Consider the following 19,623-nt stretch of genomic DNA (forward strand, 5'->3'; position numbering starts at 1 on the left):
GTGCCCGCCGCACGGCTTTTTTCCTTTCGGGCGCGCAGTTCGCGCGCCTTTGCGCATCATGATCAACAACGATTCCCAGACACCGGTTCGTGCCGACGAGCCGATCCCGCATCGCAAGGTCATCCGCGCGTGGCTCGTGCCGTTCGCCACGCGCGAGATCGTGCGCCCGATCGCGCTGCTCGTGCTCGACTACCTGCTGCTGTTCGCGGCGTTCGCCGGCGCGCTGCTGATTCCGTCGATCATCGGCAAGATCGTCTGCGGGATGGCCGCCGGCTTCATCACCGGGCGGCTCTTCATCATCGGGCACGACGCGTGTCACCAGAGCCTGACGCCCGATCGCCGGCTGAACCGCTGGCTCGGCCGCATCGCATTCCTGCCGTCGCTGACGCCATACAGCCTGTGGGAAGTCGGGCACAACGTCGTGCACCACGGTTATACGAACCTGAAGGGCTTCGACTTCGTGTGGGCGCCCCATACCCCGGCGGAATACGCCGCGCTGTCGCCGGCGCGCCGCTTGCTGGATCGCGTCTACCGAAGCGGCTGGGCGCCGGGGCTTTACTATCTCGTCGAGGTCTGGTGGTTGCGGATGTATTTCCCGGCCAGGACCTATATCGGTACGTCGCGGCCCGTGTTCCGGCGCGACTGCCTGCTGGTGACGGGCTTCGCGGCCGTGTGGATCGCCGCCGTCGTCCGGGTGGCGATCGCGACAGGGCAGCCCATCGCGCTGCTGCTCGCAACCGCTGTGCTCGTGCCGTTCCTGTTCTGGTGCTCGATGATCGGCTTCGTCGTGTATGTCCACCACACCGATCCGCGCATCGCGTGGCATGCGAACCGCGCGGAATGGTCGAATGCCGCGCCGTTCGTGTCGACCACGCTGCACCTGACGTTCCCGTTCGGTATCGGCGGCCTGCTGCACCACATCATGGAGCACACGGCGCATCACGTCGACATGAGCGTGCCGCTGTACCGGCTCAAGCCCGCGCAGGCGAAACTGGAGGACATGCTGCCCGGGCGGATCGTCGTGCAGCGCTTCAGCTGGCGCTGGTATTTCGACACGGCGCGCCGCTGCAAGCTCTATGACACCGACCGCAAGCTCTGGACGGACTACCTCGGAAACCGGACGAGCGACGCGGCATGCGAGGCGCTCCCGCCGGCCGCCGCGGACGAACTGCCGGGCGCGGTTCCCGAACCGGCGGGCAAGGTGCCCGCCGCGAGCGCTCACGCGGTGCCGTAATCCACGTGGCCGGTTTCGCGGCAGAAGCTGACGAGCCGCAAACCGGCCGCCTTTGCGATCTCGATCGCGAGCGACGACGGCGCGGAGATGGTTGCGACCATCGGGATGCCGACCCGTGCGGCCTTGCGCACGAGCTCGTAGCTCGCGCGGCTCGACAGGAACACGAAGCCGTCGGTCGCGTCGGCGCGCGACAGCACGAGCGAGCCGATCAGCTTGTCCAGCGCATTGTGGCGGCCGACGTCCTCGAACGCGATCCGGATCGCGCCTGTTGCGTCGCACCATGCGGCCGCATGCAGGCCGCCCGTGAGCTGCGTGAGCGCCTGGTGGGCCGGCAGCGCATGCGCCGCGCGCGCCAGCGCGTCGGGCGCGAGGCGCGCGAGAAAGCCCGTGTCGGGCACGCGTTCGGGCGCGAGGTCGAGCAGGTCGATGCTTTCGATTCCGCATACGCCGCAGCCGGTGCGCCCCGCGAGCGCGCGGCGCCGGTCCTTCAGCGCGGCGAACGCCTGCTGGACGACTTCCAGATGGACTTCCGCGTGCGGCAACGGCGCGTCGGCGTGCAGGATCACCTCGATGTCCTTGATGTCGCTGCCGCGCGCGACGATCCCTTCCGAGATTGCGAAGCCGACCGCGAACGCTTCGAGGTCGCACGGCGTGCACATCATCACCGCGTGCGAGATGCCGTTGAAGACGAGTGCGACGGGCCATTCCTGGCCCACGTAGTCGTGCGCGGTTTCGACGGCGCCGCCGCGCGTGCGGCGCACGGACAGTTCGATCGCGCCGCGCGGTTCGGCGCGCAGTTCGTCGCGCAGTTCGTCGGATTCGGTCGGATTCACGAGCACTCCCGTTGATTCGAGGCACGGCCGGCGGACTATCAATCGTGTCCGCCGCCCGCGCGCAGAGGTTCTAAAATACCCCAGGCAGGCCGGCCGCGCCGGCAACCGTCACGTCAGGTAACGACCATGGGACTCAGCGACGCTCCGTTGCTATTCAACTTCGAACACGATTCGTCGGAAAATTTCACGTACATCCCGATGATCGTGCGTTTCAACCTCGACCGCTTCGGTTTGCGGATTTCGCTCGAGCAATGGCAGTTGCTGCCGCTCGAGGACCGCAAGCTGCTCGCGCGCTTTCCGGCCGACGACGACACCGCGATCGAGCCCAACTTCGATCATGCGCTGTTCGAGATGCTGCGCACGCACGCCGATCTCGAACCGTCGTGGTTCCAGCCGGACGAGCAGCCGGCCTGGCGCGCCACCGACACGGTGCCGGAGTCGCTCGTGCAGCAGAGCGCGCTGGCCGGGTTGTCGGCGCCGGCGCTCGCGCAGTGGCAGCGGCTCGCGCCGTTCCAGCGCTATGTGCTGGTGAAGCTGTCGCGCAAACCGAAGCTGAATCACGATTTCCTGCCCGCGATGCGGGAGTTCGGGCTGACGGCCACGCACTGACTCGCTGCGTGCCGCACCGCACCGCAGCGCGGCGCTTGCCCGTCAGAGCGGCGGCAGTTGCCGCGGCTTGCGGTCCGGGCCGGTCGCGACGTACGTGAGCGTCGCTTCGGTGACCTTCACGATTTCGCCCATCAGGCGCATGCGCTGTGCATACACCTCGACGTCGACCGTGATCGACGTGTTGCCGGTGCGCATGATGGTCGCGTAGAAGCTCAGAAGATCGCCGACGAACACCGGCTGCTTGAACACGAACGAATTGACCGCGACCGTCGCGACGCGGCCATTTGCGCGCTGGCTCGCGGGGATCGAACCGGCAATGTCGACCTGCGACATGATCCAGCCGCCGAACACGTCGCCGTGGACGTTCGCGTCGTGCGGTTGCGGGACGACGCGCAGCGCGGGCTGCTTCTGCGGAAGTTCGAGGGTCGAATCGGTCATGGCGGGGGCTTTCATCCTGTAATAAATTCGCCGCCGCGCGCAGGCTGGCCGGCAAGGCCGCCGGCAGCGGCGCGAAGCGGCTTCTGCGACAATACAACGTTCGCAAATTGTACGAGAAAGCGGGCGAGCCGGCCGCCGATGCACGCGTCCGGCACCGCCGCCGATCCTTCCCCTCATGCGCCGATTTCCTGCTTCCGGCGAGCCCGCGCCGGCTTCGACCGGGCCCCGCAACGACTGGCAGACCATCCGGTCGCTGCTGCCGTACCTGACCACCTACAAATGGCGCGTCGCGCTCGCGCTCGCCTGCCTGATCGGTGCGAAGGTCGCGAACCTCGGCGTGCCGGTCGTGATGAAGCGCATCGTCGACCACCTGTCCTACGTGCAGCAGCTCACCGCGCTCGGCCGCGCCGAGCAGTCGGCCGGCATCGTGCTCGCGGGCGGCGTCGGCCTGCTGGTCGTCGCGTATGCGTTCGTGCGGCTGTCGACGTCGCTGTTTACCGAGCTGCGCGAGATCCTGTTCTCGAAGGTCACCGAGAGCGCGGTGCGCCAGCTCGCGCTGCAGGTGTTCCGGCACCTGCACGGGCTGTCGCTGCGGTTTCACCTGGAGCGCCAGACGGGCGGCATGTCGCGCGACATCGAGCGCGGCACGCGCGGCATCCAGCAACTGATTTCGTATTCGCTGTACAGCATCCTGCCGACGCTCGTCGAGGTCGGGCTCGTGCTCGGCTTCTTCGTGGTCAAGTACGAGGCCTATTACGCGTACGTGACGTTCGCGGCGCTGGTCACGTACATCGTGTTCACGGTGAAGGTCACCAACTGGCGCACGCACTTCCGCCGCACGATGAACGAACTCGATTCGCGCGCGAACGCGCGGGCGATCGATTCGCTGATCAACTACGAGACGGTGAAGTACTTCGGCAACGAGGAGTGGGAAGCGCAGCGCTACGACGAGAACCTGAAGCGCTACCGCAAGGCCGCGATCCGCTCGCAGAACTCGCTGTCGGTGCTGAACTTCGGCCAGCAGGCGATCATCGGCACGGGGCTCGTGTTCATCCTGTGGCGCGCGACGCAGGGCGTGCTCGCGGGCAAGCTGACGCTCGGCGATCTCGTGCTGATCAACACGTTCATGCTGCAGCTCTACATTCCGCTGAACTTTCTCGGCGTCGTTTATCGCGAGCTCAAGCAGAGCCTCACCGACATGGACCGGATGTTCGGGCTGCTGTCGGCCGCGAAGGAAGTCGCGGACCTGCCCGATGCACGGCCGCTCGCGGTGGCCGGCGCGCAGGTGCGCTTCGAGCACGTGAACTTCGCGTACGAGCCGGCGCGGTCGATCCTGCACGACGTGACGTTCACGATCGACGCGGGCACGACGACCGCGGTGGTCGGTCACAGCGGCTCGGGGAAGTCGACGCTGTCGCGCCTGCTGTTCCGCTTCTACGATCTCGACCGGCAGGCGGGCGGCGCGATCCGGATCGACGGCCAGGACATTCGCGACGTGACGCAGGATTCGCTGCGCGCATCGATCGGGATCGTGCCGCAGGACACCGTGCTGTTCAACGACTCGATCTACTACAACATCGCGTACGGCCGGCCGACCGCGACCCGCGACGAGGTGGTCGCGGCCGCGCGTGCCGCGCATATCCACGATTTCATCGAAAGCTTGCCGAAGGGCTATGACACGCCGGTCGGCGAGCGCGGGCTGAAGCTGTCGGGCGGCGAGAAGCAGCGCGTCGCGATCGCGCGCACGCTGCTGAAGGATCCGCCGATCCTGCTGTTCGACGAAGCGACGTCGGCGCTCGATTCGCGTTCGGAACGCGCGATCCAGCACGAGCTCGAGCAGATCGCGCGGCATCGCACGACGCTCGTGATCGCGCACCGGCTGTCGACGGTCGTGCACGCGCAGCAGATCCTCGTGATGGATCACGGGCGGATCGTCGAACGCGGCACGCACGACGAACTCGTGCGCGCGGACGGGCTGTATGCGCAGATGTGGGCGCTGCAGCAGCAGCGCGCGGCGGCGGGCGGGGAAGAGGCCGAGGCCGCGTGAGCGGCGATGCTGCGCGCGGTGGCGCTCAGCGGGAAGGCGGCGGTCCGCCGCAAGGGCGCGCGGGCGGCGCAGCGGCACGACGCGGCGCCGTACCGTCCGTCGTCCGGTCAGCCCGCGGCGCGCAGCCGCGCGTCGAGCTCGCCGAGCTGCGCGGGCGTGCCGACGTTCTCCCAGATGCCTTTGTAGAGTTCGCCGCTCGCGCGGCCGGCTTCGATCGTCGCGCGGAAGTACGGCGTCAGTGCGCGTCGCGTGCCGGGCGCGAGATCGCGGAACATCCGCGTGTCGTACAGGCCGATGCTGCCGAACGTGACGCGCTCGCCGCCGTCGAGCGACAGGCGCCCGTCGCCACCGAGCACGAAGTCGCCGGACGGATGGAACGGCGGATTCGGCACCATCACGAGATGCATCGCGGGCGCGTCGAGCGCCGACATGCGTGCGGCGGGGGCGGCGAGCTTCCGGTAATCGAACTCGGCGAACACGTCGCCGGCCACCGCGACGAACACCGTCGACTGCCCGTCGTGTTCCAGCAGCGGCAGCGCCTGAGCGATGCCGCCGGCGGTCTCCAGCGCTTCGCCTTCGGCCGAATACGCGAGCCGTACGCCCCAGCGCGAACCGTCGCCGAGCGCGGCCTCGATCCGTTCGCCGAGCCACGCATGGTTGATCACGATCGTCTCGATGCCCGCGCGTGCGAGCGCTTCGATCTGCCAGACGATCAGCGGCTTGCCGCCCGCTTCGAGCAGCGGCTTCGGGCGGGTGTCGGTCAGCGGGCGCATCCGTTCGCCGCGCCCGGCGGCGAAGATCATCGCCGTGGTCAGGGTGTCGCTCATGTTCGGCTGGGTTTCAGGGCAGTCGGGACGGTCAGAACGTATAACCCACGTCGGCCGGCGCGTTGCCCTCGAGTTCGTCGAGCAGCTTCGCGAACGGCACGAGCGGGCGGTAGCGCAGCGCGACCTTGCGCGCATACGCGAGGAAGCGCGGCAGGTCGTTCAGGTAGTGCGGCTTGCCGTCGCGGTAGTTGATGCGCGCGAACAGGCCGAGGATCTTGATATGGCGCTGCAGCCCCATCCATTCGAGCTGGCGGTAGAACTCGCCGAAATCCGGATCGACCGGCAGGCCGGCCTTTTTCGCCTTTTCCCAGTAATACGCGAAGCAGTCGAGCTCGAACTCCTCGTCCCAACTGATGAACGCGTCGCGCAGCAGCGACACGACGTCGTACGTCAGCGGCCCGTAGACGGCGTCCTGGAAGTCGAGCACGCCCGGATTCGGCTCGCAGACCATCAGGTTGCGCGGCATGAAGTCGCGCAGCATGAAACCCTGCGGCTGCGCGTGCGCGCTGGCGACCAGCAGCGCGAAGGTGCGCTCGAGCGTGCCGCGCATCGCGTCGGTGACGGGCTTGCCGAGGTGGCGGCCGACGAACCATTCGGGCAGCAGCTCCATTTCGCGGCGCAGGAATGCTTCGTCGAACGGCGGCAGCACGCCGGGCTTCGACGTGAGCTGGAAGCGGATCAGCGCGTCGAGCGCGTCGCGCATCAGCGGCCGCGCGGCGGCCGGGTCGGCCGGATCGAGCACCGAGATGTACGACGTGCGGCCGAGGTCCGTCACGAGCATGAAGCCCGCGTCGAAATCGTGGGCCAGGATGTCCGGCACGTGATCGCCGGCCGCGGCGAGCAACTGCGCGACCTGGACGAACTCGCGGCACTTCTCGGGCGGCGGCGCGTCGACGGCGATCAGCGCGCCGCCGGCGCTCGTGGCCGACGCGACACGGAAATAACGCCGGAAACTGGCGTCCGACGACGCAGGCGCGAGGGTCGACAGGTCAAGGGCGTAGCGCCCGGCGAGCGGGCGCAGCCACGCGGTGAGTGCGTCGAGGCGGGCGTCGGGCTGGGATGCGGCGGATGGGGGCGTCATGAAACTCGGGGGAGGGGAGAACGTCTTGCCATATAATACCCCACGACTTTTTTGACGCGCCCCGCGTCAGCTTCCGCCGTACAGGCCCGCGGCCTGTCGCGCCGTCCGCCCGATCGCCTCCCCGGTTTGCGCTCAGCCGCAGTCGCGGTTCGACGGCGCGGCCCGCCGTGCGCGAGTGTGCCGTGAAGGCGCGGTTGACAAGGGGCGATTCGCCAAACGATAGATGCCGCCCAAACCGCTATTCCCGAATGTTTTCCCCGGTGACGGGGCGCCGCGCAAACGGCGGCTCGCGCTCGCGCTCCTGGCCGTGCCGGGCCTCGTGCCGGCCGTGTCGTACGCGCAGCTGTCGGGCGCGGCTGCGCAGCCGCAGCCGCTCGACTCGCCGTGGGATCTGCGTCTCGCACCCCAGCTCGAGGATCATCCGCTGAAGGACGGCGCGAAGCCGGCCGCCTTCGTGATTGCCGACCACACGAGCGGCACGGCCGAGCAGGATCTGGCCGCGAAGGGCTCGGCCGAACTGCGGCGCGGCGACGCCGTCGTGAAGGCCGACGCGATCCACTACGATCAGGATACCGACATGGCCGATGCGTACGGCCAGGTCAAGGTGGTCAATGGCGGCACGTCGTTCGCGGGCCCCGAGGCGCATCTGAAGATCGAGGCGAACCAGGGCTTCATGACGGCGCCGAAGTACCACTTCAACGTGACGGGCGGGTCGGGCAGCGCGGAGCGCGTCGACATGGTCGACAACGAGCGCTCGGTGTTCGTCAACGGCACGTACACGGCGTGCCAGTGCTCGACGAACCCCGCGTGGTACATCAAGGGCAGCCGCTTCGACTTCGATACGGGCGCCGACGAAGGCACCGCGCGCAACGGCGTGCTGTTCTTCCAGGGTGTGCCGATCTTCGCGAGCCCGTGGCTGACGTTCCCGCTGTCGGGCGAGCGGCGCAGCGGCCTGTTGCCGCCGACGTTCTCGATGAACTCGAACAACGGCTTCGAGCTGTCGCTGCCGTACTACTTCAACATCGCGCCGAACCGCGACCTGACGCTTACGCCGCGCATCATCTCGCGGCGCGGCGTGATGACCGAAGCGACGTTCCGCTACCTGTCGCCGTCGTATTCGGGCACGTTTACGGCCAATTACCTGCCGGATGACCGGCTCGCGCACCGCAACCGCTACGCGATCTACTGGCAGCACCAGCAGAACTTCGGCGGCGGCTTCGGCGGCTACGTCTACTACAACAAGGTCTCGGACAACACGTATCCCGAAGATCTCGGTTCGTCGAACCAGTTCATCAACGGGACGCAGACGCTGTACCAGCAGGAGGCCGGCCTCACGTACAACAACGGCCCGTGGTCGGTGCTCGCACGCTACCAGCACTGGCAGACGCTGCCGCCGTCGATCGCGCCGTACAGCCGCGAGCCGCAGTTGAACGTGAAGTACACGAAGTACAACGTCGGCGGCTTCGACTTCGGCGCGGAAGCCGACTATTCGCGGTTCCGCATCACGACGGCCGATGCGACCGAAGGCGACCGGATCGTCTTCAACCCGTACATCGCATACGGCGTGTACGGCCCCGGCTACTTCGTCGTGCCGAAGGTCCAGTACCACTTCGCGTCGTACGACCTGAGCCACCTGTCGTCGGGCACGTCGAACAATCCGAAGCGCTTCACCGAGTCGATCCCGACCGTGAGCTTCGACTCGGGCCTGATCTTCGACCGCTCGGTGCGCCTGTTCGGGCAGGACTTCATCCAGACCCTCGAGCCGCGCCTGTACTACGTGTACACGCCGTATCGCGACCAGTCGAACGCGCCGCTGTTCGATACCGCGGAATCGGACTTCGGCCTCGCGGAGATCTACCAGCCGAACACGTTCGTCGGCAACGACCGGATCGCCGATGCGAACCGGATCACGGCCGGCCTCACGTCGCGCTTCATCGATCCGCGCACCGGCGACGAGCGTGCGCGCTTCGTGATCGCGCAGCAGTACTACTTCGCCGATCAGCGCGTCACGCTGAATTCGGTGCAGCCTGCGGCGCAGGCGCGCCACTCGGACCTGATCGTCGGCGCCGCGCTGAAGCTCGGCTCGGGCTTCATGTCGGAGACGGCGTTCCAGTACAACCAGAACAACAACCAGCTCGTGAAGTCGAGCATCGGTTTCGGCTACAGCCCGGGCGAGCGCCGCGTGATCAACGTCGGCTACCGCTATACGCGCGCCAACCCCACGCTCGACGGCCAGCCGATCAACCAGTTCCTGGTGTCGGCGCAATGGCCGCTCACGCGCCGCCTGTATGCGATCGGCCGTTTCAACTACGATCTGGCCGGCGATCGCGTGGTCGACGGTCTGCTCGGCTTACAATACGACGCGGATTGCTGGGCGCTCGGGGTCGGGGTGCAGCGGGCTGCGAACGGCATAAATTCGTCGGGACAGCAGAACTCGTCGACGCGCTTCATGATGCAGCTGACGCTCAAGGGCTTGTCGACCATCGACAACGGCCTCGTGTCCGCATTCCGCGCCGGGGTGCCGGGCTACACGCCGTTGCCGCCGCCGCCGCCGCCGATGTCCCGCTTCAGCAACTACGAGTAACGCCGGCTTGTCTGCACCGGTCAGCACGATTTCAATGGAGTATCAGTGGCAATGAAGAAAACCCTTCGTTTCGCGGCAGTCGTGTCCAGCCTCGCCGCGTCCGCCGCGCTGCTCGCCGCCGCGCCGGCCGCGGCTCAGGCGCTCGGTTCGCGAGGTGCGCAGCTCGCCGACGAAGTCGTCGCGGTCGTCAACAACGACGTGATCACGGGCCGCGAACTCGACCAGCGCGCCGGCCTGATCGCGCGCCGGCTGCAGCAGCAGAACGCGCCGGTGCCGCCGGCCGACCAGTTGCGCGCGCAGGTGCTGAACCAGATGGTGCTCGAGCGGATCCAGGTGCAGAAGGCCAAGGACGACGGGATCCGCATCGACGACGCGACCGTGCAGTCGACGCTGCAGCGTCTCGCGCAAGCGAACGGGATGACGCTCGAGCAGTACCGCGCGCGTCTGGAGTCGCAAGGCGTGCCCTGGAGCATCTTCACGAGCGATGCGCGTACCGAGCTGATGCTGTCGAAGCTGCGCGAGCGCGAGGTCGACGGCAAGATCACCGTGTCGGACGCCGAGGTCGCGAACTACATCGCGAGCCAGCGCGGGCCGAACGCGGCACAGCAGCAGGACCTGCGCTTCCAGCACATCTTCATCAAGGCGCCGACCAACGCGCCGCAGGCCGACATCGAAGCCGCGCAGAAGAAGGCCGACGCGTTGCTGCAGCAAGCGAAGTCGGGCGCCGATTTCGAGCGGCTCGCGAAGAACAACTCCGAAGCGAACGACGCGAAGAAGGGCGGCGACCTCGGCTTCAAGGCGCCGAGCGCGCTGCCGGCCGAAGTCGTCGATGCCGCGTCGAAGCTGCGCCCGGGCCAGGTCAACCCGACGCTGATCCGCGTGCCGGACGGCTTCGAGATCGTGCGTCTCGTCGACCGCCGCCAGAGCCAGGGCGCTTCCGCCGCGGCGCCGAAGATCGTCCAGACGCACGTGCGCCACATCCTGCTGCGCGTGGGCGAAGGCAAGTCGGAAGGGCAGGCGCGCCAGCAACTGGCCGACATCCGCAACCAGGTCGAGGCGGGCGGCGATTTCGCGAAGTTCGCGCGCACCTACTCGCAGGACGGTTCGGCGTCGCAGGGCGGCGATCTCGGCTGGATCAGCCCGGGCGAAACCGTGCCGGAATTCGAGCGTGCGATGAACAACCTGCAGGACGGCCAGATCAGCCAGCCGATTCGTACCGAGTACGGCTACCACCTGATCCAGGTGCTGAACCGCCGCGAGGCGGAAGGCTCGGTGCAGCAGCAGATGGACATCGCGCGTCAGGCGATCGGCCAGCGCAAGGCCGAGCAGGCGTATGCCGACTGGCTGCGCGAGCTGCGCGACTCGTCGTACGTGCAGTACAAGATCGGCGGCGCCGGCCCGGCGAACTGAACGAGCCTCCGATGACCACGCCCGCGCTGCAGATCGCGATCACGACCGGCGAACCCGCGGGCGTCGGCCCCGAGCTGACCGTGCAGGCGCTGCGAGATGCCGCGCAGCGCTGGCCAGACGCGCATTTCACCGTGCTCGGCGATGCGGCGCTGCTCGACGCGCGCGCGGCGGCGGTCGGTGCGAACCCGGCAACGCTCGCCGGCGGGCAGGTGTCGGTCGCGCATCACGCGCTCGCCGCGCCCGTGCAGGCGGGCAAGCTGGACGCGGCGAACGGCCGGTACGTGCTCGACCTGCTCGACGCGGCGATCGACGGCGCGCTGGCAGGCCGGTACGACGCGATCGTTACCGCGCCGCTGCAGAAGAGCACGATCAACGATGCGGGCGTGCCGTTCACCGGCCATACCGAATACCTGGCCGAGCGCACGCATACGCCGCGTGTCGTGATGATGCTGGCGGGCACCGGCGCCAGGCCGCTGCGCGTCGCGCTCGCGACCACGCACCTGCCGCTGAAGGACGTGTCGGCCGCGCTGACGATCGACGGGCTCGTCGAGACGCTCGCGATCATCGATCGCGACCTGCGGCGCGACTTCGGTCTCGCCGCGCCGCGCATCCTCGTGACGGGCCTGAACCCGCACGCGGGCGAGAACGGCTATCTCGGCCGCGAAGAGATCGACGTGATCTCGCCGGCGCTGGCCCGCGCGAACGCGCAGGGTATCGACGCGCGCGGCCCGTATCCGGCCGACACGCTGTTCCAGCCGCGCCATCTGGCCGATGCCGATTGCGTGCTCGCGATGTTCCATGACCAGGGGTTGCCCGTGCTGAAGTACGCGACGTTCGGCGAGGGCATCAACGTGACGCTCGGGCTGCCGATCATCCGCACGTCGGTCGATCACGGCACCGCGCTCGATCTGGCCGGCACGGGCCGCGCGGATCCGGGCAGCATGGTCGCCGCGCTCGATACGGCCGTCACGATGGCGCGCCATCGCCGTGCCGCCTGACGCGGCCCGACCTCACCCCATTCGCCGTATTTTTCGTTTTATTGAGTCGATGTCGAACAGCAGACAGCACCAAGGCCACTTCGCGCGCAAGCGCTTCGGGCAGAACTTCCTCGTCGATCACGGCGTGATCGCTTCGATCGTGTCGACGATCGGTCCCGCGCGCGGCCAGCGCATGGTCGAGATCGGCCCCGGGCTCGGCGCGCTGACCGGGCCGCTGATCGAGCGTCTCGCGACGCCCGAGGCGCCGCTGCACGCGGTCGAGCTCGACCGCGACCTGATCGGGCGCCTGCAACAGCGCTTCGGCGCGCTGCTCGAACTGCACGCGGGCGACGCGCTCGCGTTCGACTTCGGTTCGCTCGCGGCGCCCGGCGACAAGCCGTCGCTGCGGATCGTCGGCAACCTGCCGTACAACATTTCCAGCCCGCTGCTGTTTCACCTGATGACGTTCGCCGATGTGGTCATCGACCAGCATTTCATGCTGCAGAACGAAGTCGTCGAGCGGATGGTCGCGGAGCCGGGCACGAAGGCGTTTTCGCGGCTGTCGGTGATGCTGCAATACCGCTACGTGATGGAAAAGATGCTCGACGTGCCGCCGGAATCGTTCCAGCCGCCGCCGAAGGTCGATTCGGCGATCGTCCGGATGATTCCGTACGAGCCGCATGAACTGCCGGACGTCGATCCGGTGCTGCTCGGCGAAATCGTCACTGCCGCGTTCTCGCAGCGCCGCAAGATGCTGCGCAATACGCTCGGCGACTATCGCGAGACGATCGATTTCGATGCGCTCGGCTTCGATCTCGCGCGCCGTGCGGAGGACGTGAGCGTGGCCGAATACGTCGGCGTCGCGCAGGCGCTCGCGGCGGTGCGCAAGGCCGGGTAACGCGCATGGCGCGGGCCGGACCAACGGATGTCGCGACGAGGCTGCCCCGCAGGGCAGCTTTTTTTGCGCTCGTACCTTTCTTCGCATGTCCGGCTGCCGTCTGGTAGAGTTTCCAGTTCTGGAAAGTCCCCACAGGAGTACACAACATGCGTTTGCTGCATACGATGCTGCGAGTCGGCGATCTCGACCGCTCGATCAAGTTCTACACCGAATTGCTCGGCATGAAGCTGCTGCGTCGCGAGGATTATCCGGAAGGCAAGTTCACGCTCGCGTTCGTCGGCTACGAAGACGAAAGCACGGGCACCGTGATCGAGCTGACCCACAACTGGGACACGCCGTCCTACGATCTCGGCAACGGCTTCGGCCACCTGGCGGTGGCGGTGGAGGATGCCTACGCGGCTTGCGAGAAGATCAAGGCGCAAGGCGGCAAGGTCACGCGCGAAGCGGGGCCGATGAAGCACGGCACGACCGTGATCGCCTTCGTCGAGGATCCGGACGGCTACAAGATCGAGTTCATTCAGAAGAAGGCGCACTGAGCGCCGGATGAGCAGGCCGCGGCGCACGATGCGCGCGGCGGCGGTGCGAACGGGCGGTGCGGGGTGACCCGCATCGCCCGTTCGCGTTTGCAAACAAGACGTTGCGCGTTACAGCGACGGCAGCAGCTCGGGCGGGTGGTGCTTGAGCGTGTGCCGCGCTTCGCGGAACTCGGGGAAGATCGATTCGACGGTCTGCCAGAAGGCCGGGCTGTGGTTCATCTCGCGCAGGTGCGACAGTTCGTGCGCGACCACGTAGTCGACGATCGACATCGGGAAATGGATCAGCCGCCAGTTCAGGCGGATCTTGCCGTCGCTCGAGCAACTGCCCCAGCGCGTCGCGGCCGACGACAGCGCGTACATCGAATACGTGACGCCGAGCTTTTCCGCATAGACCGCGAGGCGTTCGCCGAAGATCCGCTTCGCCTCGCCTTGCAGCCAGCCCTGCACACGATCCTTGATCTGCTGCATGTCGGCCTGCGCGGGCAGCGGCAACGAGAGCCGCAGCGCATCGGCGTCGAACCCGACGGCGCCCGCGCCGAGCGCGATCGTCACCGTCTTGCCGAGATACGGAAGCTGCGCGCCGTCGCGCCAGTCGATCTGCGGCAGCGCGCGCTGCTCGGTGCGCGTCTTCCACTCCGCGAGCTTCGCGAAGATCCAGCGTTGCTTCTCGGAGATCGCGGCTTCGATATCGGCGAGCGTGACCCAGCGCGGCGCGGTGATCGACAACCCGCTGCCGTCGATCGTGAAGCCGATCGTGCGTCGCGCCGAACGCTTCAGGCGGTATTCGAGCACGCGGCTGTCGAGTGCGAACGTGCGCACGCGCGAACGGTCGGGCGCCGGGCCCGGATCGAGCGGTGCGACGGGCGCCGCCTCGGGCGGCGCCGGCGGCGTGGCGGGCGCAGACGGTGCGGCGGCCGGCCCGTCGAAGAGCGGCAGATCCATCTGGCGATGATCGAGAGCCACGACGGCTGGCCGTGGCCGCGGACGCTGTTTCATCAGTTCGCTTCTTTTTGACGTACGCAACGGCTGCAATCCGCGGGATTCAGACTCGCGCGGCATCGCGCGTGCCGGCATTGCCCGCCTGACGATACGCATCGGGATCGATACGGCGCATTTCCGCTTCGATCCATGCTTCGACCTGCGAGTTCAATGCATCGGGCGTCAGCCCGTCGACGGGAATCGGCTTGCCGATCGACACGGTAACGACGCCCGGGAATTTCATGAACGAGTTGCGCGGCCACACCCGTCCTGCATTGTGCGCGATCGGCACGACGGGCGTGCCGGTTTCGATCGCGAAACGCGCGCCGCCCGTCTTGTACTTGCCCTGCTTGCCGACCGGCGTGCGCGTGCCCTCGGGGAACATGATCATCCATGCGCCTTCCGACAGGCGCTTCTTGCCCTGGCGGATCACCGAGACGAACGCGTTCTTGCCTTCCTTGCGGTTGATGTTGACCATGTGCAGCATCCCGAGCGCCCAGCCGAAGAACGGCACGTACAGCAGCTCGCGCTTGAACACGTAGCAGAGCGGCTTCGGCATCAGCGCCGGAAACGCGAGCGTCTCCCACGCGGACTGGTGCTTCGACAGCAGCACGGCCGGGCCGTCGGGCAGGTTGTCCATCCCTTCGATCCGGTAGCGGATGCCGTTCAGCCAGCGCACGACCCACAGCGTCGACTTGCACCAGCCGGCCGCCATCCAGTAGCGCGCATCGGGGCGCATGAACGGGAACGCGATGAAGCACGCGGTGGCGTACGGCACCGTGTACAGGATGAAGTAGATCAGCAGCAGCAGGGAGCGGACGAAGCGCATCGGCGTGAGTCTGGCGTTGGGGAGGATGCGCGCGGCAGCCGCATCACTCGTGTTCGTGTGAAAGGAAATCGAGCGCAAATGCGCGCAGGTCGTCGTGGACCTTCGTGCCGGGCGGCAGATTGCCGGCGGCGAGCGTCTTCTTGCCCTTGCCGGTCAGCACGAGGTGCGGCTGGAAGCCGACCGCGACACCGGCCTGCAGGTCGCGCAGCGAATCGCCGACGGCCGGCGTGTGACCGGGATCGATCTCGAAGCGCTCGGCGATCATCTGCATCATGCCGGGCTTCGGCTTGCGGCAGTCGCAGTGATCCTCGGCCGTATGCGGGCAGAAGAACACCGCGTCGATGCGCGCGCCGACCGCGGCCGCCGCGCGATGCATCTTCAGGTGCATCTCGTTGAGCGCGGCCATGTCGAACAGCCCGCGACCGATGCCGGACTGGTTGGTCGCGACGACCACGCGATAGCCCGCGTGGTTGAGCCGGGCGATCGCCTCGAGGCTGCCGGGCAGCGCGATCCATTCGTCGGGCGTCTTGATGAACGCATCCGAATCGACGTTGATCACGCCGTCCCGGTCGAGGACGACGAGCTTTCGGGTGGGGCTGGTCGGCATCGTGCGGCCCTTATGCGGCGAGCTTCGAGATGTCGGCGACGCAGTTCATCTGCTGGTGCAGCGCCGACAGCAGCGCGAGACGGTTCGCTCGCAGCGCGGGATCGTCCGCGTTGACCATCACGTCGTTGAAGAACGTGTCGACCGGCGCGCGCAGCGCGGCGAGCGCCGACAGCGCGCCCGTATACGCACGCGCCTCGAGCTGCGACTGCACGTGCGGCGTCACGGCCGCGAGTTGTTCGTGCAGCGCCTTCTCGGCGGCTTCGACGAGCAGCGCCGGCTGCACCGCGCCGTTCACGCCGCCTTCCGACTTCTTCAGGATGTTCGAGATCCGCTTGTTCGCGGCCGCGAGCGCTTCGGCTTCCACGAGAAGCGTGAATTCGCGCACCGCGTCGAGGCGTGCGACGAGATCGTCGACGCGCGTCGGGTTCAGGCTCAGTACCGCGTCGACTTCGCCGGCCGAATAGCCGCGCTCGCGCAGCAGGCCGCGCAGGCGATCCATGAAGAACGCGAAGATCGCATCGGTCGCTTCGGCGACGCCCGGCACGCCTTCGAAGCGCGCGTGGGCCGTGCGCAGCAGCGACACGAGATCGAGCGGCAACTGCTTCTCGAGCAGCAGGCGCAGCACGCCGAGCGCATGGCGGCGCAGCGCGAACGGATCCTTCTCGCCGGTCGGCGCGAGGCCGATGCCCCAGATGCCGACGATCGTCTCGAGCTTGTCGGCGAGCGCGACGGCGGTCGACACCGGCGTGGTCGGCAGCGCGTCGCCGGAGAAGCGCGGCTGGTAGTGCTCGGCGCACGCGAGCGCGACGTCGTCGGCTTCGCCGTCGTGGCGCGCGTAGTACGTGCCCATCGTGCCCTGCAGTTCCGGGAATTCGCCGACCATGTCGGTCAGCAGGTCGGCCTTCGCGAGGCGCGCGGCGCGCTTCGCGTGCGCGGCGTCGGCGCCGATCGCTGGTGCGATCTCGCCGGCCAGCGCCTCGAGGCGCTCGACCCGCGCGAGCGCCGAACCGAGCTTGTTGTGATAGACGACGTTCGCGAGCAGCGGCACGCGGTCGGCGAGCGGCTTCTTCTTGTCCTGCTCGAAGAAGAACTTCGCATCGGCGAGGCGCGGGCGCACGACGCGCTCGTTGCCTTCGATGATCTCGCCCGGCGTCTTCGTCTCGATGTTCGACACGATCAGGAAACGCGAGCGCAGCTTGCCGCCGACGTCGGTCAGCGCGAAATACTTCTGGTTCGTCTGCATCGTGAGGATCAGGCATTCCTGCGGCACCTGCAGGAATTCGTCCTCGAAGCGGCATGGATAGACGACCGGCCATTCGACCAGCGACGTCACTTCGTCGAGCAGCGCTTCGGGCATCACGACCGTGTCGCCGTTCGCATGCTCGTTCAGTTGCGTGCGGATCGTTTCGCGGCGATCGGCGAAGTGCGCGATCACGCGGCCCTTGTCGCGCAGCGTGTCGGCGTAGGCGCGCGCATGCTGGATCGCGACGAGGCCGTCGGACAGGAAGCGGTGGCCGAGCGTGGTGTCGCCGGCGTCGATGCCGAACGCGGTGACGGGCACGATGCGATCGTCGTGCAGCACCGTCAGGCGATGCACGGGGCGCACGAACTGCACGTCGGAGCCGTCCGGGCGTTGATACGTCATCACCTTCGGGATCGGCAGCTTCGCGAGCGTTTCGTCGAGCGCGGCCTGCAGGCCGTCGGCGAGCGTCGCGCCGGCTGCCGAATAGTTGATGAAGAACGCTTCGGCCTTGCCGTCCTGCGCGCGCTCGAGATCGGCGATTGACAGGTTCGGGTGGCCGAGCGCCGCGAGCTTCTTCGCGAGCGGGGCCGTCGGCTTGCCTTCGGCGTCGAGCGCAACCGATACGGGCAGGACCTTTTCGCGGACCTGCTTGTCAGGTGCGACGGCGCGCACGTTCTGCACGACGACGGCGAGGCGGCGCGGCGTGGCGTAGCGTTCGAACACGAGTTCGCCTTCGACGAGGTCGCGCGCCGCGAGGCGTTGCGCGAGACCTTCGGCGAATGCGTCGCCGAGGCGCGCGAGGGCCTTCGGCGGCAGCTCTTCGGTCAGCAGTTCGACGAGCAGGGGAGCGGGATGATTGTGCGTCATGTTTGGAAGAAATCTCGTCTCGTCAGTCTTGGTCGATCTTGCGTTCGACCTTGAGCGGCGGTGCCCATGCCGGCTGCGCGGCGTCCTGGGCGTCGGTGGTGAGGCCCGGCACGCCCGGCGGGTTGCCGAGCATCGGGAAGCCGAGCTTCTCGCGCGAGTCGTAATAAGCCTGCGCGACGAGACGCGACAGCGCGCGGATGCGGCCGATGTACGCCGCGCGCTCGGTCACCGAGATCGCACCGCGCGCATCGAGCAGGTTGAACGTGTGGCCGGCCTTCAGCACGAGTTCGTACGCGGGCAGCGCGAGCTGCGCGTCGATCATCCGCTTCGCTTCCGCTTCATAGCTGTTGAAGAAAGTGAACAGCAGGTCGACGTTCGCGTGCTCGAAGTTGTAGGTCGACTGCTCGACCTCGTTCTGGTGGTAGACGTCGCCATACGACAGGCGGCGGAGCTCGGGGCCGTTCGGGCCGTGCTCCTCCCACTCGGTCCACACGAGGTCGTACACGTTCTCGACCTTCTGCAGGTACATCGCGAGGCGCTCGAGGCCGTACGTGATCTCGCCGAGCACGGGCTTGCAGTCGAGGCCGCCGACCTGCTGGAAATACGTGAACTGCGTGACTTCCATCCCGTTCAGCCACACTTCCCAGCCGAGGCCCCATGCGCCGAGCGTCGGGTTTTCCCAGTCGTCCTCGACGAAGCGCACGTCGTTCTGCTTCAGGTCGAAGCCGAGCGCTTCGAGCGAGCCGAGGTACAGGTCGAGGATGTTCTCCGGCGCCGGCTTGAGCACGACCTGGTACTGGTAGTAGTGCTGCAGGCGGTTCGGGTTCTCGCCGTAGCGGCCGTCCTTCGGGCGGCGCGACGGCTGCACGTATGCGGCGCGCCACGGCTCGGGGCCGACCGCACGCAGGAACGTGTGGACGTGCGACGTGCCCGCGCCGACTTCCATGTCGATGGGCTGGAGCAGGGCGCAACCCTGCTTGTCCCAGTAGGACTGCAGCGTCAGGATGATTTGCTGAAACGTAAGCATGAAGAGCCTTCGAGGCGCTGGCGCTCCGTTGCGGCCGCGCTCCGGGCAGGGCCCCGAGGGTCGGCTCGCGCGGCGGCGCGGCTTGTTAGTGTGCTGAAACGCGTAATTTTACCGGATCGGCGACCGGATGCGGCCGGAACGCTGGCGAGGCCGCTGCCGGCCCGCTTCCTGCGGCCTGCGCAAGCGTGGCCCCATGCGCTCCGCGCGGGCGCATATGACCCGTCGCGACGCGCGTGTCGCGCCGCTTCGCGCGGGCGTTAAGATGCGCGTATTGCGGCTCGCGCGACGCGTGCCGCGTCACCGCTTGCAGGCTCCGACCGCATGGACGACCCGACCGACATCCTCATTCCGCTGCTTCCGCCGTTCCTCGCGCTGCTCCGGCAGGCCGCCGATGCGCAGGCGCGCGGCGAGCGCGCCGCGCACGATCTGTGGCTCGCCGCAGCCGCCCATCTGCATGCGGTCGACGCCGATGCGCTCGCGCAGCTCACGTCGACGCTCGTCGCGCGGCAGCGGCCCCCCGCCCCCCCCCCCCCCGCCCCAAACCCGCCCCCCGGGCGGGCCGGGGCGGGCCCCCACATAAAAAAATTTTAACCCCAGC

General features: G+C 67.8%; 18 protein-coding genes. 9 read left to right on the top strand and 9 right to left on the bottom strand.

The window, feature by feature from the left end:
• Window positions 1–58: 58 nt before the first annotated feature.
• Window positions 59–1,234 (top strand): fatty acid desaturase, encoded by a 1,176-nt coding sequence (locus ACPUER_RS28600; protein WP_425132729.1) that lies wholly within the window; start codon window positions 59–61, stop codon window positions 1,232–1,234.
• Here the strand turns inward: ACPUER_RS28600 and fdhD are convergent.
• Window positions 1,219–2,073, bottom strand: coding sequence for a formate dehydrogenase accessory sulfurtransferase FdhD (fdhD, locus tag ACPUER_RS28605; RefSeq protein WP_175962027.1), 855 nt, complete (start codon window positions 2,071–2,073; stop codon window positions 1,219–1,221). The two genes, ACPUER_RS28600 and fdhD, sit on opposite strands and share 16 nt — an antisense overlap.
• A gap of 120 nt (window positions 2,074–2,193) precedes the next feature.
• On the opposite strand from fdhD, the gene ACPUER_RS28610 reads away from it, so the two are divergent.
• The gene (locus tag ACPUER_RS28610; protein ID WP_175962026.1) at window positions 2,194–2,676 is read left to right on the top strand and encodes a nitrate reductase associated protein; all 483 of its coding nucleotides are present in this window, start codon (window positions 2,194–2,196) and stop codon (window positions 2,674–2,676) included.
• A 42-nt stretch (window positions 2,677–2,718) separates the two neighbouring features.
• On the opposite strand, the gene ACPUER_RS28615 is transcribed toward ACPUER_RS28610, so the two are convergent.
• Window positions 2,719–3,114, bottom strand: a complete 396-nt coding sequence (locus ACPUER_RS28615) for an acyl-CoA thioesterase (protein WP_027789162.1) — start codon at window positions 3,112–3,114, stop codon at window positions 2,719–2,721.
• A gap of 175 nt (window positions 3,115–3,289) precedes the next feature.
• Between ACPUER_RS28615 and ACPUER_RS28620 the strand changes: the two genes are divergently transcribed.
• Window positions 3,290–5,161, top strand: coding sequence for an ABCB family ABC transporter ATP-binding protein/permease (locus ACPUER_RS28620; protein WP_425132730.1), 1,872 nt, complete (start codon window positions 3,290–3,292; stop codon window positions 5,159–5,161).
• A gap of 107 nt (window positions 5,162–5,268) precedes the next feature.
• On the opposite strand, the gene murU is transcribed toward ACPUER_RS28620, so the two are convergent.
• Window positions 5,269–5,988, bottom strand: coding sequence for an N-acetylmuramate alpha-1-phosphate uridylyltransferase MurU (murU, locus tag ACPUER_RS28625; protein WP_310142874.1), 720 nt, complete (start codon window positions 5,986–5,988; stop codon window positions 5,269–5,271).
• A 31-nt stretch (window positions 5,989–6,019) separates the two neighbouring features.
• Entirely contained in the window at window positions 6,020–7,069 is a 1,050-nt protein-coding gene (locus ACPUER_RS28630) for a phosphotransferase (protein ID WP_310142871.1), read from the bottom strand.
• A gap of 223 nt (window positions 7,070–7,292) precedes the next feature.
• On the opposite strand from ACPUER_RS28630, the gene ACPUER_RS28635 reads away from it, so the two are divergent.
• The 5 genes from ACPUER_RS28635 to gloA all read left to right on the top strand — a co-directional run bounded on the left by ACPUER_RS28635 (window position 7,293) and on the right by gloA (window position 13,474).
• The gene (locus ACPUER_RS28635; RefSeq protein ID WP_175962022.1) at window positions 7,293–9,653 is read left to right on the top strand and encodes an LPS-assembly protein LptD; all 2,361 of its coding nucleotides are present in this window, start codon (window positions 7,293–7,295) and stop codon (window positions 9,651–9,653) included.
• A gap of 51 nt (window positions 9,654–9,704) precedes the next feature.
• A complete protein-coding gene (locus ACPUER_RS28640; protein WP_425132731.1) occupies window positions 9,705–11,063 on the top strand; it encodes a peptidylprolyl isomerase in 1,359 nt (452 codons plus the stop codon).
• 11 nt (window positions 11,064–11,074) lie between these two features.
• Window positions 11,075–12,061: a 4-hydroxythreonine-4-phosphate dehydrogenase PdxA gene (gene pdxA, locus ACPUER_RS28645; RefSeq protein ID WP_072443475.1), complete on the top strand. Its 987-nt coding sequence runs from the start codon at window positions 11,075–11,077 to the stop codon at window positions 12,059–12,061.
• A gap of 49 nt (window positions 12,062–12,110) precedes the next feature.
• The gene (rsmA, locus tag ACPUER_RS28650) at window positions 12,111–12,938 is read left to right on the top strand and encodes a 16S rRNA (adenine(1518)-N(6)/adenine(1519)-N(6))-dimethyltransferase RsmA (RefSeq protein WP_425132732.1); all 828 of its coding nucleotides are present in this window, start codon (window positions 12,111–12,113) and stop codon (window positions 12,936–12,938) included.
• Between the two features lie 146 nt (window positions 12,939–13,084).
• Window positions 13,085–13,474 carry a lactoylglutathione lyase gene (gloA, locus tag ACPUER_RS28655; protein ID WP_031401084.1) on the top strand — a complete coding sequence of 130 codons (390 nt, stop codon included), beginning with the start codon at window positions 13,085–13,087 and terminating at the stop codon, window positions 13,472–13,474.
• 108 nt (window positions 13,475–13,582) lie between these two features.
• Here the strand turns inward: gloA and ACPUER_RS28660 are convergent, their stop codons facing one another.
• From ACPUER_RS28660 to glyQ, 5 genes are read right to left on the bottom strand one after another with little or no spacing between them, the layout of a single operon-like run.
• Entirely contained in the window at window positions 13,583–14,470 is an 888-nt protein-coding gene (locus ACPUER_RS28660) for a M48 family metallopeptidase (protein ID WP_425132733.1), read from the bottom strand.
• Between the two features lie 46 nt (window positions 14,471–14,516).
• Window positions 14,517–15,281: a lysophospholipid acyltransferase family protein gene (locus ACPUER_RS28665; protein ID WP_072443470.1), complete on the bottom strand. Its 765-nt coding sequence runs from the start codon at window positions 15,279–15,281 to the stop codon at window positions 14,517–14,519.
• 43 nt (window positions 15,282–15,324) lie between these two features.
• Window positions 15,325–15,888, bottom strand: coding sequence for a D-glycero-beta-D-manno-heptose 1,7-bisphosphate 7-phosphatase (gene gmhB, locus ACPUER_RS28670; RefSeq protein WP_034178978.1), 564 nt, complete (start codon window positions 15,886–15,888; stop codon window positions 15,325–15,327).
• 10 nt (window positions 15,889–15,898) lie between these two features.
• Window positions 15,899–17,998, bottom strand: a complete 2,100-nt coding sequence (glyS, locus tag ACPUER_RS28675; RefSeq protein ID WP_425132734.1) for a glycine--tRNA ligase subunit beta — start codon at window positions 17,996–17,998, stop codon at window positions 15,899–15,901.
• A 22-nt stretch (window positions 17,999–18,020) separates the two neighbouring features.
• Entirely contained in the window at window positions 18,021–19,025 is a 1,005-nt protein-coding gene (gene glyQ / locus ACPUER_RS28680) for a glycine--tRNA ligase subunit alpha (protein WP_243564887.1), read from the bottom strand.
• A gap of 321 nt (window positions 19,026–19,346) precedes the next feature.
• On the opposite strand from glyQ, the gene ACPUER_RS28685 reads away from it, so the two are divergent.
• Entirely contained in the window at window positions 19,347–19,616 is a 270-nt protein-coding gene (locus tag ACPUER_RS28685; RefSeq protein ID WP_425132735.1) for a hypothetical protein, read from the top strand.
• The last annotated feature ends 7 nt before the right edge of the window (window positions 19,617–19,623 follow it).

It is taken from the genome of Burkholderia sp. DN3021, assembly GCF_049805555.1.
Taxonomy (GTDB): Bacteria; Pseudomonadota; Gammaproteobacteria; order Burkholderiales; family Burkholderiaceae; genus Burkholderia; species Burkholderia pyrrocinia_C.